The organism is Polaromonas sp. (assembly GCF_030680935.1).
Classification (GTDB): Bacteria; Pseudomonadota; Gammaproteobacteria; order Burkholderiales; family Burkholderiaceae_C; genus Polaromonas.
In genome coordinates, this window is record NZ_JAUXUP010000041.1 from 1 (window position 1) to 15,412 (window position 15,412).

16 protein-coding genes and 1 tRNA gene are annotated in these 15,412 nt (G+C 60.6%); 9 read left to right on the forward strand and 8 right to left on the reverse strand.

Going from position 1 to position 15,412, the window contains the following annotated elements:
* The 5 genes from ureC to Q8L50_RS10780 form a co-directional block, all read left to right on the forward strand.
* Positions 1 to 1,247 (forward strand): urease subunit alpha (ureC, locus tag Q8L50_RS10760; RefSeq protein WP_305348673.1); only part of this gene is annotated, 1,247 nt, incomplete at its 5' end.
* Positions 1,248 to 1,261: 14 nt separating this feature from the next.
* On the forward strand, positions 1,262 to 1,894 hold the full coding sequence (gene ureE, locus Q8L50_RS10765) for an urease accessory protein UreE (protein WP_305348674.1): 633 nt from the start codon (positions 1,262 to 1,264) through the stop codon (positions 1,892 to 1,894).
* Complete coding sequence (locus tag Q8L50_RS10770) at positions 1,891 to 2,589, forward strand: urease accessory protein UreF (RefSeq protein WP_305348675.1); 699 nt, start codon at positions 1,891 to 1,893, stop codon at positions 2,587 to 2,589. The genes ureE and Q8L50_RS10770 overlap by 4 nt, the downstream gene beginning before the upstream one ends.
* 29 nt (positions 2,590 to 2,618) lie before the next feature.
* Positions 2,619 to 3,275, forward strand: a complete 657-nt coding sequence (gene ureG, locus Q8L50_RS10775) for an urease accessory protein UreG (RefSeq protein ID WP_305348676.1) — start codon at positions 2,619 to 2,621, stop codon at positions 3,273 to 3,275.
* Positions 3,276 to 3,334: 59 nt separating this feature from the next.
* Positions 3,335 to 3,422, forward strand: a tRNA-Ser gene (locus tag Q8L50_RS10780).
* Positions 3,423 to 3,556: 134 nt separating this feature from the next.
* On the opposite strand, the gene Q8L50_RS10785 is transcribed toward Q8L50_RS10780, so the two are convergent.
* The 7 genes from Q8L50_RS10785 to Q8L50_RS10815 all read right to left on the reverse strand — a co-directional run bounded on the left by Q8L50_RS10785 (position 3,557) and on the right by Q8L50_RS10815 (position 10,485).
* Complete coding sequence (locus Q8L50_RS10785) at positions 3,557 to 4,390, reverse strand: hypothetical protein (protein ID WP_305348677.1); 834 nt, start codon at positions 4,388 to 4,390, stop codon at positions 3,557 to 3,559.
* 266 nt (positions 4,391 to 4,656) lie between these two features.
* A complete protein-coding gene (locus Q8L50_RS10790; protein ID WP_305348678.1) occupies positions 4,657 to 5,493 on the reverse strand; it encodes an outer membrane beta-barrel protein in 837 nt (278 codons plus the stop codon).
* A 335-nt stretch (positions 5,494 to 5,828) separates the two neighbouring features.
* Positions 5,829 to 7,076: a radical SAM family heme chaperone HemW gene (gene hemW, locus Q8L50_RS10795; protein ID WP_305348679.1), complete on the reverse strand. Its 1,248-nt coding sequence runs from the start codon at positions 7,074 to 7,076 to the stop codon at positions 5,829 to 5,831.
* A 22-nt stretch (positions 7,077 to 7,098) separates the two neighbouring features.
* Positions 7,099 to 7,698 (reverse strand): RdgB/HAM1 family non-canonical purine NTP pyrophosphatase, encoded by a 600-nt coding sequence (gene rdgB / locus Q8L50_RS10800; protein WP_305348680.1) that lies wholly within the window; start codon positions 7,696 to 7,698, stop codon positions 7,099 to 7,101.
* A 46-nt stretch (positions 7,699 to 7,744) separates the two neighbouring features.
* A complete protein-coding gene (gene rph, locus Q8L50_RS10805; RefSeq protein ID WP_305348681.1) occupies positions 7,745 to 8,473 on the reverse strand; it encodes a ribonuclease PH in 729 nt (242 codons plus the stop codon).
* Between the two features lie 105 nt (positions 8,474 to 8,578).
* Entirely contained in the window at positions 8,579 to 9,481 is a 903-nt protein-coding gene (locus Q8L50_RS10810) for a PP2C family serine/threonine-protein phosphatase (protein ID WP_305348682.1), read from the reverse strand.
* Positions 9,478 to 10,485 carry a serine/threonine-protein kinase gene (locus Q8L50_RS10815; protein WP_077592949.1) on the reverse strand — a complete coding sequence of 336 codons (1,008 nt, stop codon included), beginning with the start codon at positions 10,483 to 10,485 and terminating at the stop codon, positions 9,478 to 9,480. Before Q8L50_RS10815 ends, Q8L50_RS10810 begins: the two co-directional genes overlap by 4 nt.
* A 68-nt stretch (positions 10,486 to 10,553) precedes the next feature.
* On the opposite strand from Q8L50_RS10815, the gene Q8L50_RS10820 reads away from it, so the two are divergent.
* From Q8L50_RS10820 to Q8L50_RS10835, 4 genes are all read left to right on the forward strand, one after another.
* Positions 10,554 to 11,471 carry a YicC/YloC family endoribonuclease gene (locus Q8L50_RS10820; protein WP_305348683.1) on the forward strand — a complete coding sequence of 306 codons (918 nt, stop codon included), beginning with the start codon at positions 10,554 to 10,556 and terminating at the stop codon, positions 11,469 to 11,471.
* Between the two features lie 45 nt (positions 11,472 to 11,516).
* Positions 11,517 to 12,137: a guanylate kinase gene (gmk, locus tag Q8L50_RS10825; RefSeq protein WP_305348684.1), complete on the forward strand. Its 621-nt coding sequence runs from the start codon at positions 11,517 to 11,519 to the stop codon at positions 12,135 to 12,137.
* A gap of 39 nt (positions 12,138 to 12,176) precedes the next feature.
* Positions 12,177 to 12,380 (forward strand): DNA-directed RNA polymerase subunit omega, encoded by a 204-nt coding sequence (gene rpoZ, locus Q8L50_RS10830; RefSeq protein ID WP_077592946.1) that lies wholly within the window; start codon positions 12,177 to 12,179, stop codon positions 12,378 to 12,380.
* A gap of 112 nt (positions 12,381 to 12,492) precedes the next feature.
* On the forward strand, positions 12,493 to 14,733 hold the full coding sequence (locus Q8L50_RS10835) for a bifunctional (p)ppGpp synthetase/guanosine-3',5'-bis(diphosphate) 3'-pyrophosphohydrolase (RefSeq protein WP_305348685.1): 2,241 nt from the start codon (positions 12,493 to 12,495) through the stop codon (positions 14,731 to 14,733).
* Positions 14,734 to 14,742: 9 nt separating this feature from the next.
* Here the strand turns inward: Q8L50_RS10835 and greB are convergent, their stop codons facing one another.
* Positions 14,743 to 15,300: a transcription elongation factor GreB gene (greB, locus tag Q8L50_RS10840; protein WP_305348686.1), complete on the reverse strand. Its 558-nt coding sequence runs from the start codon at positions 15,298 to 15,300 to the stop codon at positions 14,743 to 14,745.
* Positions 15,301 to 15,412 lie beyond the last annotated feature (112 nt).

The following is a 15,412-nucleotide window of genomic DNA, read 5'->3' on the forward strand; positions in this document are numbered from 1 at the left end:
CCATGCTGGGTGGCGGCACCGGGCCGGCCACCGGCACCTTTGCCACCACCTGCACGCCCGGACCGTGGAACATCGAACGCATGCTGCAGGCGGCCGATGCCTTCCCGATGAACCTGGGCTTTCTGGGCAAGGGCAACGCCAGCCTGCCGGCCGCACTGCACGAACAGATCAACGCCGGCGTGATTGGCCTGAAGCTGCACGAGGACTGGGGCACGACCCCCGCCGCCATCAGCAACTGCCTGGACGTGGCGGAAGAAACCGACACGCAGGTGGCGATTCACAGCGACACGCTCAATGAAAGCGGTTTTGTCGAAAACACGATTGCCGCAACCAAGGGCCGCACCCTGTGCGCCTTCCACACCGAAGGCGCAGGCGGCGGCCATGCACCCGACATCCTCAAGGTGGTGGGTGAGCAGAACTTTCTGCCGTCCTCGACCAACCCGACCATGCCCTACACCGTCAACACGCTGGACGAACATGTGGACATGCTGATGGTCTGCCACCACCTGGACCCGGCGATTGCCGAGGACCTGGCCTTCGCTGAAAGCCGCATCCGCAAGGAAACCATTGCCGCCGAAGACGTGTTGCACGACCTGGGTGCGATCAGCATGATGAGCAGCGACAGCCAGGCCATGGGCCGCGTCGGCGAGGTCATCATCCGCACCTGGCAAACTGCGCACAAGATGAAAATCCAGCGCGGCAAGCTTTCTGAAGACAGCGAGCGCAACGACAACTTCCGCGCCAAGCGCTACATCAGCAAATACACCATCAACCCGGCAATTGCGCATGGCATTTCGCATGAAGTGGGTTCAATTGAGCAAGGCAAATGGGCCGACCTGGTGGTCTGGAAGCCCGCCTTCTTCGGCATCAAGCCAGCGCTGATCCTCAAGGGTGGCTTCATTGCCATGGCGGCGATGGGCGACCCCAATGCGTCCATCCCCACGCCGCAGCCGGTGCACTACCGGCCCATGTTCGGCGGCTTTGGCGGCGCGATTGCCAAAGGCTCGCTGACCTTTGTATCGCAGGCGGGACTGGCGGCCGGCGTGAAAGAGCAGTTTGGTCTGGTCAAAACACTGGCCGCCGTGAAGAACATACGCGGCGTGCAAAAGCGCCACATGGTTCACAACGCCTACGCGCCCAAAATGGAAGTCAACGCACAAACCTATGCCGTGCGGGCCGACGGTGTGTTGTTGACCTGCGAGGCCGCCACCAGCCTGCCGATGACGCAGCGCTATTTTCTTTTCTGAACTGAATTTTCTCAATGCTCCAGGTTTCCAAAATCACGCCGCAGGGCGCCGGTCTGGCACCCGTGTTGCTCAAGCGCGCAGCCACGATCGAGCTCGACTGGGATATCCGCCAGAAAAGCCGCTTCGAGGCCACCGACTCGCTGGGCCGCCAACTCGGCATCTTTTTACCGCGCGGCACGCTGGTGCGTGGCGGTGATGTGCTGGTGGCGGAAGATGGCTCTCTGGTGAAAGTGATTGCCGCGCCGCAAACCGTGCTGCGCATCACCGCCTGCACATCACACGGCTCGCCTTTTGACCTGACACGCGCGGCCTACCACCTGGGCAACCGGCATGTCCCCATCGAGCTCAAGCCCGACCACCTGAAGATAGAACCCGACCATGTGCTGGCGGAGATGTTGCGGTCCATGCATTTGATCGTCAACCAGGTCGACGAAGCCTTTGAACCCGAAGGCGGAGCCTACGGCGCGGGCGGTCACGGCCATGCGCATGAGGGCGGACATGGCCACGCACATGCACCGGCAGCAGCCCCAGCGCCCCACGTGCACGGCCCTGGCTGCGACCATGGGCACGATCACAGCCATGCGCACACGCATGAACCTCAGCCGGTCGCAACCCAGATGCACAAACACAAGCCACACAGCCATTGAACGCAACAGCCCAGCCCCTGCCGGCCGCCAGCCTGCTGCAATTGATCTGGCTGGCCTCTCCGGCCCTGCCCGTGGGTGGATTCTCCTATTCGGAAGGGCTTGAAACCGCCGTGGAAAGCGCGGGAGTAGCTACTGAATCCATAGCATCCGACTGGCTCAGCGACCAGTTGCGCCTTGGCCTGGCACGCGGCGATCTGGCCGTGATTGCCCGGGCTATCCCGGCCTGGCGCGCGGGCGACCTTGAGGCCGTGCGAGCCCTCAACAACTGGGTGCTGCAGACCCGCGAAACCAGCGAGCTGCGTGCGCAGGCCGAGCAGATGGGACGCTCGCTGCTGGAATGGCTGCGCAACCACCACAGCGTCAGCGATGTGCACATCGACGCCTGCGCCATGCTGCCACCCACCTACCCCGTTACCTTTGCACTCGCCGCCTCTCCGCTGGCGGCAGGCGTGCCCGATTGTCTGACCGCTTACGCTTTTGGCTGGGCCGAAAACATGGTGCAAGCCGCACTCAAGTCGGTGCCCCTGGGCCAGAGCGCCGGGCAGCGCATACTGGCACGGCTTGCTGCAGAAATTCCGGACGCCATCACGACCGCCATGGCACTTGAAGACCACGAACGCCAGGCTTTTTCACCCATGCTGGCAATTCTTTCATCGCAACACGAAACCCAGTATTCACGGCTGTTCCGCTCCTGAGCACGGTCATTTTTTTCAAGGCGATTCTGATGAGCATGCACCACATTCCCAACCGCACCAAAAAGCTTCCACCCCTGCGCGTCGGCATAGGTGGCCCCGTCGGTTCCGGCAAAACCACGCTGCTTGAAATGTTGTGCAAGGCGATGAAGGCCAAGTACGACCTGGTGGCCATCACCAACGACATCTACACCAAGGAAGACCAGCGCATCCTGACCGTCAGCGGCGCACTGGCGGCTGAACGCATCATGGGTGTCGAGACCGGCGGTTGCCCGCACACCGCCATCCGCGAAGACGCGTCCATCAACCTCGAAGCGATCGATCGCATGCTCGAAGATTTTCCCAACGCCGATGTGGTGTTTGTCGAGTCCGGCGGCGACAACCTGGCGGCCACCTTCAGCCCCGAACTCAGCGACCTGACGATTTACGTGATCGACGTCGCCGCCGGCGAAAAAATCCCGCGCAAGGGCGGCCCCGGCATCACCAAAAGCGATCTGTTTGTCATCAACAAAACCGATCTCGCGCCCTACGTGGGCGCCGACCTGGCGGTGATGGAGGCGGACACCATACGCATGCGCACCACGGCCAAGGGACTCAAGCCCTTTGTCATGACCAATTTGAAAACGAATACCGGTCTGGCGGAGGTGGTGGCATTTATTGAGAACAAAGGCATGCTCCAGAGCGCTTGAAAGAGTTTTTTTGAGCCTGCCCCGTTGTGCTGGAACAGCGCAGCTAAAATAAGCAGCCTGGAAGCGTGGCAGAGTGGTCGATTGCACCGGTCTTGAAAACCGGCAAACCGAAAGGTTTCGTGAGTTCGAATCTCACCGCTTCCGCCAGAATTCGCTGTTTTTCAGGGCTACCGGAAGGCCACCGCCCCTTACCCATCCTCTCACCCGCCCCCTGTGCCGCTATTTGGCAAGTCAAGGCGGCATGGCGTGGGCCAAATGGGGTTCGAGCCCCCACTGCGGGACTATCGCGTGCCCGAGGCTCCGACCGGAGCGGCGCGGGCCGAGGTTTGTTGACGCGAGGGATCCTGAACATCGTATGACCCGAAAACTTCGCGTGCAGAGCGGGTCTCGGGAAGGATGTAGACGATACCGTTGGTCCCGGTAAAGGATGGGCTCACCACGTTTTCGTAGAACTTGACTGGCACGTTGATGCAGCCAAAGGAAATGCGGTTGTCCAGCGGGCTTGGTGTGGCCAGGCGCTCTGCCCGGCGCTCGCTGGCCTGCCCCTTGACGACCCGGTGCAGCGAAAGCGCCGAGTCATAGTCCACCCAGAGCACCTCTTCACCCTTGATGTCTTTATCCAGCGAAGCAACAAACCGGCCCGCGGGGGTGGTGCGCTCCGCCGGAAGAATGCTCGACAGCTTGCGCTGGCCGATACCGGGGACGGTGTGATCACCCACGGCGAGACCGAGCAGCGCGGACGCAGCGCCTCTGAGTTGACCCTGGGCATCAAACATGTACACGCGGGCCTGGACCTTGTCGATGATCATGAACGGCAGCTTGCCGTTGTCGGCAGAGTCGACCACCCAGTCGGCAAGCTTGCGGGACTCCGTCGAAAACACTTCCGTCCCAAAATTGGCCAGCCTGGCAGGCTGGGCTGGCACCGTCTGTGTCTGGCCGGGAGCAAGATCCGGCGCGTTCGGTAGGGGGGAGTTCGCAGACGCGGCTGCCGGCAGCATCAGTGCACTGGCAGCAACTGCCCCGAGCAGGACGCTTCGGGCCAAAAATGCGACAAACGGGGGGAGGCGGCTGACTTGATGCAGCGCAGCCCGAAACTTGCGCTCAGGTTTTTTCATTTGAGTTGGCAATGTGTTCACTGTGCAGGAGATGTTAACCCGTCAAACCAGGCAGGGCCAGCAGTTAGCGCATGCTTTGCATCGGGGCGTCTGCCTGCCGGGATGGCTGAGGCCGCCATCGTTCACCGGCATCAGCAGCGAGCGCGGGGTCGCGTTGCCCCGGGTTCGCGCTGTGCCCATTTATTGAACCTGCAGGCCATGACGCCGTATCCGGTTAAACGCGGGGGTCTCGGAAGTTTTGGCTCCCGTGACCCCTCATACCGACTTTAGTTACGGCCTTGCTTGGCCGGACGAGCTGGCGGCTCATAGGCCGGCGGTGGCGGCGGTGGGGGTGCGACGACGACAGGTGTAGGCGGAGGCGGCGCGACATAGACCGGGGCAGGTGCCGGAGCAACATAGGGAGGTACGTAGGCCTGGGCTACAGGGGTCTTCGCCTTTTGACCAAAACGGTAAACCAGACCGACCGACGCCATGTCGACATGGCCACGGTTGCGCATCGGGTCGCTGACGCGGTAGCGCTCGAGTTCGGCACGAACAGCCAGAGCCTCGGTGATGGCGTATTGAAGACCAAGACCCACTTTGAGGTTGGTGTCGTTGGTACGCGTGTTGCCAGTGTAAGCAGGGACCAGTCCAGTGCTTGTGAAGCTCGCACGATTTTGGGCGTATGCAGCACCGATTCGACCGAAAACGGAGAATCGGTCCGTCAACGGCGCTGTACCTACCAAATCCAGATTTAGACCCCTGATTCGATTGTTGACATTAAAGGAGCCTGCTGGCGTGGTGTTGGCCCTGTAGTCAAATTTCCCCAAATCAAAATAGCCGCCTTCCAGGGCGAAGTAAGGGCTAAATTGATAGCCTCCAAACAGCTTTCCGCCGGTGCTGCTTCTGTCGTCCGATGACGAGTTCACGGTGAAGCCCCGGTTTGCCAAGTAGCGGTTAACGTCGCCGTTTTCGAAATCGGAGCGCGTGGCGCCCAAGTTGCCGCCGATGTACGGGCCAACAACTTGTTGTGCGGACACCGTGGTGCTGCCGAGGGTTGCCAAAGCAGCAAGGGCGAGCAAACCGAGCTGGCGCTTAGCTGCTGGAAATTTAGATGCTGTCATGGCGTCGTCCTTAAAGGTTGAGAAAGGTTGTTAAAAAGAGCTTGAGATTCACTGCTGGCGGCCTCGAATTGTTAAATCCGAGTCAAGTCATGGGTGAAGCCAAGCGCAAATGTGACCCGCGGGCAAGCTTGCTTTTGTAGGAAGAGGGCAACAATCAGCGTCATTTTGTAAGAAAACAACACGGTAGAAGCGACAAGGAGTGCGCGGGCAGATGTCACGGACTGCCCTCTCCTGCCCTCCGATACACAGGGGCACCACAGCGGCCAAAACCGGCCGCCGTTAGCTACATGCCAGGTGCCCCCTAAAGAAGAAAAGGCTACCGCCGGTTTGAACAATCAGCCTTGGTCTGGCAAAAATAGCTGCTGCAAATCATTCAAAAAATCAAAACCGCGCACAGTGGGTTTGATCCGCGCAAAGTCGCGCTCTATCAGGCCCTTGCGTTCGGCTTCTTCAAGTCCGGCCTGAATAGCGGTGAATGGCAAACCGGTTTTTTCGGCAAAGTCCTGAAGCTTGAAGCCCTCGCGCAGGCGCAGGGCATTGAGCATGAATTCAAACGGCAGGTCCGCGCGGCTGACTTCGTTGTCTTGCGACACCGGGGTACCGGCTAGGGCCTTGTCCATGTACAGCTTGGGGTCGCGAAAGCGCACCTGGCGCACCACGCGGTGCGCAAAACTGAGTTTGCTGTGCGCGCCTGCACCTATGCCCAGGTAGTCGCCAAACTTCCAGTAATTGACGTTGTGCAGGCAGCGGTGGCCCGGTTTGGCGTAGGCCGAGACTTCATACCTGTCCATGCTCGCAACACCGGTCAGCTCGGTGATGCGGTCCAGCATGGCGTAGGCGTCGTCGTCTTCCGGCAATACAGGCGGATGTTTGGCAAAGAAGGTGTTGGGCTCGACCGTCAGGTGATAGATAGAGATGTGCGGCGGACCAAACGCCAGCGCCTGCCGCATGTCCTGCTCGAGGTTCTCCAGGGTCTGGCCGGGCAGCGCGTACATGATATCCAGGTTGAAGGTATCAAAAGCCTGCGCAGCTTCTTCTACCGCCGCGATTGCCTGGGCGCTGTCGTGCACTCGGCCCAGGGCTTTCAGGTGCTGATCGTCAAAACTCTGCACGCCGATCGACAGGCGTGTCACCCCGGCACTGCGGAAGGCCTTGAAGCGGTGTTTCTCAAACGTGCCGGGGTTGGCTTCGAGCGTGATTTCGCAGTCGGGCTCCAGCCTCAGCCGCGCGCGGATGTCAGCCAGCAGGCGGTCGATGGCCTGCGGCGAGAACAGGCTGGGCGTGCCGCCGCCGATAAAAATGCTGTGCACCGTGCGGCCCCAGATCAGCGGCAGGGAAGCCTCCAGGTCTGCCACCAGGGCGTCCAGGTAGCGCTGCTCGGGCAACTCGCCTTGCGCCTCGTGGGAGTTGAAGTCGCAATAGGGGCACTTCTTCAAGCACCAGGGCAGATGCACGTACAGCGACAGCGGTGGCAAGGCGCTCAGCTGCAGCGTGCCGTCCCGCATGTAGTGCCGGATGTCCTTGAGCCCCGCAACAGCTTCCCCGGTGGGCGACGCGCTGACAACTGGAATGGGGAAAGTCATAAGAATACGAAAACGAACCTGCTCACAACCAGCGCCCGCGCATCAGGTCCATCATCTGGCGCGCTGCCTGGCCACGGTGGCTGTTGGCGTTTTTGACCTCCACCGGCAGTTGCGCAAAGGTCTTGCCAAAAGCGGGGATGAACATCACCGGGTCAAAACCAAAGCCATTGCTGCCGACGGGCTCGCGGGCGATCTCGCCTGTCACGCGGCCTACCGCAATCAGCGGCTCCGGGTCATCGGCAGAACGCACGGCCACCAGCGTGCTGACCAGGGCGGCGCGCCGCTGGTCGATACCCGCCATCTGCTCGAGCAGCGCACGGACATTGTTGTCGTCGCCCTTGTCGTAGCCAAACTGCGTGGCGTAAAAAGCCGTGTCCACGCCCGGCAAACCGCCAAAAGCATCCACACACAGGCCGGCATCGTCGGCCAGCGCCGGCAACCCGCTGAGTTGCGCTGCATGGCGTGCCTTGGCCAGCGCGTTTTCGACAAAGGTACGAAACGGCTCGGCCGCCTCAGGAATGGCCAGATCGGCCTGCCTGATCAGCAGCACGCCCAGCGGCGCCAGCATGGCTTGCAACTCAGCCAATTTGCCGGGGTTGTTCGATGCCAATACGATTTTCATGAGTCAAACAGGGCCTAAGCCCTTTCTGGATATGCGTAAGCAGCTACTAATTTGATAGCGACCTTTGTTGCAGAACCACCAGCTCGCTGATGCCTTTTTCGGCCAGCAGCAGCAGCGCGTCCATCTCTTTGCGCGAGAAAGCCGCACCTTCGGCGGTACCCTGCACTTCGACGTAGTGGCCGGCGCCGGTCATCACCACATTCATGTCGGTGTCGCAGCTCACGTCTTCCACGTATTCAAGATCAAGCAGGGGTGTGCCCTGGACGATGCCCACCGAGATGGCGGCCACATGGCCGGTGATCGGGGTTTCCTTGAGTTTGCCCTCGGCCAGCAGTTTGTTCACTGCGTCCTGCGCGGCGACAAAAGCGCCGGTAATGCTGGCGGTGCGGGTGCCGCCGTCGGCCTGAATCACGTCGCAGTCGAGGTGGATGGTTCGTTCGCCGAGTTTCTTCAGATCAAACACTGCGCGCAGCGAGCGGCCGATCAGGCGCTGTATCTCTTGTGTGCGCCCGCTTTGTTTGCCGCGCGCGGCTTCGCGGTCGCTGCGGGTGTGGGTCGCCCGCGGCAACATGCCGTACTCGGCGGTGACCCAGCCTTCACCGCTGCCCTTTTTATGGCCGGGCACCTTTTCTTCCACCGAGGCAGTACACAGCACTTTGGTCGCACCAAATTCGATCAGTACCGAGCCTTCGGCATACGCGGTGTAAGCACGGGTGATACGCACGGGCCGCAATTGGTCGGCAGAACGCGCGCCGCTTCGCTGGAATGAACTCATGGTCAAAGGCTTTCTGGCGACTGGGCGCCGCATAGGTAAAAAGTAGGAACGGGAGTGATGTCGCCGCAAGCGCCACCCACCAACGCGGGCATCAGCCGGACAACATCAGGCTTTTTTTGCTGCCGAGCGGCGTATGGCCTCGTTGATTTCAGCAATAGAGCGCTCTATGGCCGCATCGTCCAGGTCTTCAACCGGCAGGTCTATTCCACCGGCCTGAATGGTCGATGCAAAAACGCCGTCCATGATGCTGTCCGTTGATACACCGCGCGTCGACTCAAAGGCGTCGGGCGTTTCCCATTCCATTGCCAGAACCGTGACGTTGTCACAGTGCTCGCCGCCATTGCGCAGCGCGTGTTCGACCATATCCGGCACTGCGTCAGACACACTGTTGCCCGACAGATGACGAACAATCTCGTTGTCGGTCAGAGTGCCCCATAAACCGTCAGAGCACAGCAGCAATTTGTCGCCCTGCTGCAAAACCACCGGGCCGGTGATGTCAAACACCGGCTTGGAAGGAGAGCCCAGGCAGGTGAACAGGATGTTGCGATTCAGGCGCTCCAGCTTGATGACGCCGGCGTTTTGCTGCTCCAGGTAGGAATGATCCCGTGTGCGTGTCAGCAGTTCGCCGTCGCGCACCACATACAAACGTGAGTCGCCACAATGCACCCAGGTCGCACCGTCGCCCTGCAAAATGGCGGCTACCAGGGTGGTCCTCGGCGTATCGAGCATGCCTTTTTCGCTGGCATAACGGATGATCTGATGGTGCGCCGCCAGCAAGGACGATGACAGGAAACCCGTCACATCCTTGACCACTGGCCGCGCCTCTTTCTGGTACAGCGCAGAAATGGTTTGCAGTGCCAGTTGCGCTGCAACCTCGCCCTCCGGGTGGCCGCCCATGCCATCGGCCAGCACAAAAAGGCCGGACTCCCGGGTATAGCAATAACCCATGCGATCTTCGTTTTTCTCGCGCCCGCCCTTGCGGCTGACCTGAAAAACCGAAAATTTCATTTGAATTTGGTCGCAAAGCCGGTGGCCTTGCGCGCAGTTTTTTTGGTGTCTGACACCATGTTGTCAAACTGCAAACGCATTTTCTCACCCACAGTGAGTTTGGTGTAGCGCCGCTCACCCTCACGGCTCAGTTCTTTTTGCAGGGCAAACACCGACTGTGGCCGGGACAGGGGATCCAGCGACATGCACCACTCGACCACTTCGATGAGGTTGTCGGAATAAACCCCCCGCAGCCTGGAAAGCGCCAGCGACAGGCGATCTTTTTCAAGGCGCTGTGGCGCGTCATTGGGCGGATACCCTTGCATGGTCGCGTAAATACATGCGCCGATGGCGTAAATGTCTGTCCACGGCCCCATGGACGAATCCCGGCGGTACATCTCGGGGGCGGCGAAGCCGGGCGTGTACATGGGCCGGATGAAATTACCCTCTTTGCTCAGCACCTCGCGCGCGGCGCCAAAGTCGATCATCACCGCCTTGTTGTCGTCGGTCACGAAGATGTTGGCGGGCTTGATGTCCAGGTGCAGCATCTTGTGCTGGTGCACGATGCGCAGGCCGCGCAGGATCTCGTCAAACAAGGAGCGGATGGTGGACTCGCGAAAAACCTTCTGCTTTTTGAGCTCGCGCGCAGTGATGATGAAATCCTGCAGGGTGCCCCCCTCCAGGTAGTTCATCACCATGTAGACGGTTTCGTTTTCGCGGAAAAAATTGAGCACGCTGACCACAGAGGCGTGCGAGATCTGCGCCAGTGAGCGGCCTTCCTCAAAAAAGCTTTTCAGGCCCAGGCGATACAGCGAGAGCTTTTCGGGCTGCACCTGGGGCAACAATTCACCGGGTGGCCGGCTGGCCAGGGAGGAAGGCAGGTACTCCTTGATGGCGACCTGCTGGCCTTCGTTGTCAACAGCCAAGTAAACTACACCGAACCCGCCAGCCGACAGCTTGCGCACCACCCGGTAGCCGCCAATGACGGTATCGGGTGGAAGTGGTGCCGGCTTGACCTTTGACATAATTCGGGATTGACACCGGGTGACGCGATCACCCAGTCCTGTGTTCTCTACGAAAAGCGTATTACTCAATGTCAGTTTACAGCATGACAGGTTATGCGGCCGTCCAGTCCAGCCCCGCGCGGACCGCATCAGAAGCTGACAGCAGCCCCGACAGCCACGCGCGGCTGGGGGTGGAAATACGCTCGGTCAACAGCCGGTTTCTGGACCTGACCTTTCGCCTGCCCGATGAGCTGCGACAAAGTGAACCGGCACTGCGGGAGCTGCTGAGCGGCAAACTCAAGCGCGGAAAAATTGAGATGCGCGTCTCGCTGGAGAGCAGCAGTGGCAGCGGCTTGCGGGCGCCGGCGGCAGCCACCTTGCAGCGACTCGGATCGATGGAAGACACCGTCAGGTCCTGGCTGCCGGGCGCCGCCGCGCTGAGTGTGGCCGACATCCTGCGCATGGCAGCCGGTGAGGACAAAGCCGCACACGACTACAGCGACGAACTGATCAAACTCGCCAAAAAGGCGCTGAAAGAGCTGCTGTCTGCGCGCGAGCGCGAAGGCGCCCGGCTGGCGCAGATGCTGCTGGAGCGCACCAGCCAGTTGCGGGCACTGGCGGCGGCGGCCGTACCCATGGTGCCCAAACTGGTGGAGCAGCAAAAGACCCGCTTCATGGAGCGTTGGCAGGAGGCGATGGCCCTGGGCGGTGGCAACAACCTGCCTGAAGCCGCGCAGGACAGGGCGCTGACCGAAGCCACCTCCTTTGCCATACGTATTGATGTGGCGGAAGAAATCACGCGCCTGTCGTCCCACCTTGATGAGATCGACCGCTTGCTGGCCGGCGGCGGCGAACTGGGCAAACGGCTGGACTTCCTGATTCAGGAATTGCATCGCGAAGCCAACACCCTGGGCTCCAAATCGGCTTCTCTGGAGATGACCCATGTGTCAGTGGACATGAAAGTGCTGATCGAGCAGATCCGCGAGCAGGTTCAGAACATAGAGTAGAGCCGTCCCGCGCCGCCCCTTCCACACCCCAAAGAACCAGCTGTTATGGACTACCCCGGAAACTTGTTTGTTGTTGCAGCGCCCAGCGGGGCCGGAAAGTCCAGCCTGGTCAAAGCCTTGATGGAGCTGGATGCACGGGTGCAACCGGCGGTCTCGCACACCACCCGACCGCCGCGTGGCCAGGAAAAGCATGGGCGCGAGTACTTTTTCATCTCGCCCGAAGAATTCGACGGCATGGTGCTGCGCGACTCTTTTCTGGAGTGGGCCCATGTGCACGGCCACCGCTACGGGACGTCCCGCCAGACCATTGAAGAGCGTGTGGCACATGGCGCCGACGTGATCCTGGAAATCGACTTTCAGGGCGCCATCAACATCAAGCGCATTTTCAGCAACGCCGTGCTGATCTTCATCCTGCCGCCCAGCTGGGAAGAGCTGCGCTCGCGGCTCCAGCGCCGCGGAGAGGATGCCCCCGATGTGATCGAACTCCGGCTGAAAAACGCAGCCATTGAGATGGCACAAGCCCATGAATTCGACTTCGTTATAATCAACGAGTTATTTGAGCGGGCGGTTTTTGACCTGAAAACCATTGTTCACGCCCAGCGGCTCAAGTTTGCCGCCCAACGACGAGCCCGCGCTGAGACCTTCCAGGCTTTGCATATCGCCTGAGCCTTTTTCCTGTACCCGTCCCATTTACCCGGAGATATCATGGCCCGCATCACTGTTGAAGACTGCCTGGAAAAAATCCCGAACCGCTTTCAGCTGGTTCTGGCCGCCACTTACCGTGCCCGCATGCTGAGCCAGGGCCATGCGCCCAAGATCGAAAGCAAAAACAAGCCCGGCGTGACGGCCCTGCGCGAAATCGCCGAAGGCAAAATTGGCCTTGAAATGCTGAAAAAAGTCCCCGGCTGATCTGCCTGGCGGCCCCCCGAAAAAGCACCGCATGCGGTGCTTTTTTTGTTTCCGGCGGCCGGTCAAAGCCCGCTTTTTACAGGTTTTACCGGCGCCACGATACATTTGAGGCATGAGCGCCCTGGTTTTTCCCACTGCAAACGGCAAATCCACGCCGGCAGCCGCCAACGCGGCAGCGGCCAGTTTTGCTGCGCTCACTGCCAAACTGGATTACATGAGCGCCGAGGATGTCAACAACATCCGCCGCGCCTACCGCTTTGCCGACGAGGCGCATCTGGGTCAGATCCGCAATGGCGGCCTGCCCTACATCACCCATCCTGTGGCCGTGGCCCAGCAATGCGCCGAGTGGAAGCTCGACGCACAGGCCCTGATGGCAGCGCTGTTACACGACGCGATTGAAGACTGCGGCGTCACCAAGCCTGAGCTGATTGAGCGTTTTGGCGCCCCCGTGGCCGAGCTGGTGGACGGCCTCACCAAACTGGAAAAACTCGAGTTCAACACGCGGGAAGAAAACCAGGCCGAGTCGTTCCGCAAAATGCTGCTGGCCATGGCGCGCGATGTCCGCGTCATCCTGATCAAGCTGGCGGACCGCAGCCACAACATGCGCACGCTCAGCGATGTGCCACGCAACAAGTGGACGCGCATTTCACGCGAAACGCTGGACATCTATGCACCCATCGCGCACCGCCTGGGCCTGAACGCCACCTACCGCGAGCTTCAAGACCTGGCTTTTCAGCATCTGTACCCATGGCGCTATGCCACGCTGACCAAAGCGCTCGCCCGTGCCCGCGGCCGGCGGCGCGATGTGATCAAGCGGGTGCAGACGGAAGTGGAAGCCGCCTTCACTGACGCCAGCATCCAGATGCATATCTATGGGCGTGAGAAAGCGCTTTATTCGATTTACCGCAAGATGGATGAAAAACATCTGTCTTTTGCGCAGGTGACCGACATCTACGGCTTTCGCATCATCGTCGCCGGCGTCACGGGTTGCTATACCGCCATGGGTGTGCTGCACCAGTTGTACAAACCGCTGCCCGGGAAGTTCAAGGACTACATTGCCATCCCCAAGGTCAACGGCTACCAGTCGCTGCACACCACTTTGGTCGGCCCCTTTGGCACCAATATCGAATTCCAGATGCGCACCGAGGCCATGCACATCGTGGCTGAATCCGGGGTGGCTGCGCACTGGCTGTACAAGGCCACCGATCCGGAAAGCGACGCCTCGCAGCGGCTGGGCACCCAATGGCTTCAGTCCCTGCTGGACATCCAGCACGAGACACGCGACGCGGCCGAGTTCTGGGACCACGTCAAGATCGACCTGTTTCCCGACGCCGTGTACGTCTTCACACCGAAAAGCCAGATCATGGCCATGCCGCGCGGCGCCACCATTGTCGATTTTGCCTATGCCATCCACAGCGATGTGGGGCACCGCGCCGTTGCCGCCAAAGTCAACGGCGAGCAGGTGCCGCTGCGCTCCGAGCTACGCAACGGCGATGTGATCGAAATCATCACCGCGTCGGTCTCCAGTCCGAACCCCGCCTGGCTGGGTTTTGTGCGGACCGGCAAGGCACGTTCCAAAATCCGCCATCACCTCAAAACCATGGCGCTCAGCGAATCACAGGACCTGGGCGAAAAAATGCTGGCCCAGGCGCTGCGCGCTGAAGGCATAGAGCGCCTGCCTGATGACGAAGGCCTGCATCACGCGACCTGGGAAAAGATACTGCGGTTTTCAGGCAACCGTTCGCGCACCGACCTGCTGACCGACATCGGACTGGGCAAGCGCATCGCGAGCATGGTGGCAAAACGCATCGTCACGCTGCTGGCGGAAACCGGAGAGAAACCCGACCAGCTATTGATGAGCCGGGAACGGTATACCGCGCATGAATCCATCTCGCAGGGCTCCCTGGTTCTGGACGGCAGTGAAGGCGCTTCGGTCAAGTTTGCCACTTGCTGCCGGCCCATACCGGGTGACGACATCGTGGGTTATCTGGGCCGGGGCGAAGGCTTGGTGGTGCACACCGACGACTGCACCGTTGCCAAAAAACTCCAGCACCGCGACAGCGAACGGTTTATTGCGGTGGACTGGTCCGATGAGCCCACACGGGCTTTCGAAACCGGCCTGCTCGTCACCGTCTCCAACGGCAAAGGGGTGCTGGCCCGGGTAGCCGCTGCCCTGGCCAGCGCTGAAGCGGATATCACCCACGTGGACATGGGACAGGATGCGGCGCAGGAGGCCACCGATCTGCGCTTCGGTGTGGCGGTGCGCGACCGCGTCCATCTGGCGTCGGTGATGCGCAGCGTCAAACGCACACCGTCGGTGCTGCGGGTGCAGCGCGTCAGGCCGGGCGGTTAGCGCCAGCGCTCAGGCCTGTGGTGCGGGATAACTCACCTGCAGGACTTCGATGTCCTTGAGTCCGCCCGGTGTTGTCAGTTTGACCTCGTCACCCACCCGCGCCTTCAGCAAGGCCCGTGCAATCGGCGAGATCCAGCTGACCTGGTTCAGGGCACTGTCGGCCTCATCAATGCCAAGAATGGTCACCGTCTGCTCAAGACCGTCCCCATCGGCATAAGTCACCCGGGCACCAAAAAACACCTGGTCCTTGCCATGGTGCACCGCAGGGTCCGAAATTTCCGCGATCTCCAGCCGTCTGGTCAAAAAGCGGATGCGCCTGTCAATTTCCCGCAGGCGCTTCTTGCCGTAGTGGTAGTCGCCATTTTCCGAGCGGTCACCATTGCTGGCCGCCCAGTGCACCACCTCCACCACCTTGGGCCGTTCGCTGTCAATCAGGTCCAGCAACTCGGCCTTCAGGCGCGCATAGCCGCCTGGCGTGATGTAGTTTTTTCCACCCGCAGGCAAGGGCGGCAAGGACAGGTCCTCATCGTCGTCTGCGTCGGTTTCTTTGGTGAAGGCTTTGCTCATGGGAGCTTGGGGGTAAAAACGTGTTCAGAGAAGAACATCGTAACGAAAAAGCCCTGGAACCTTGCAGTTCCAGGGCTTGACGTCTGGTGCGGCTGGCAGGAATTGAACCCAC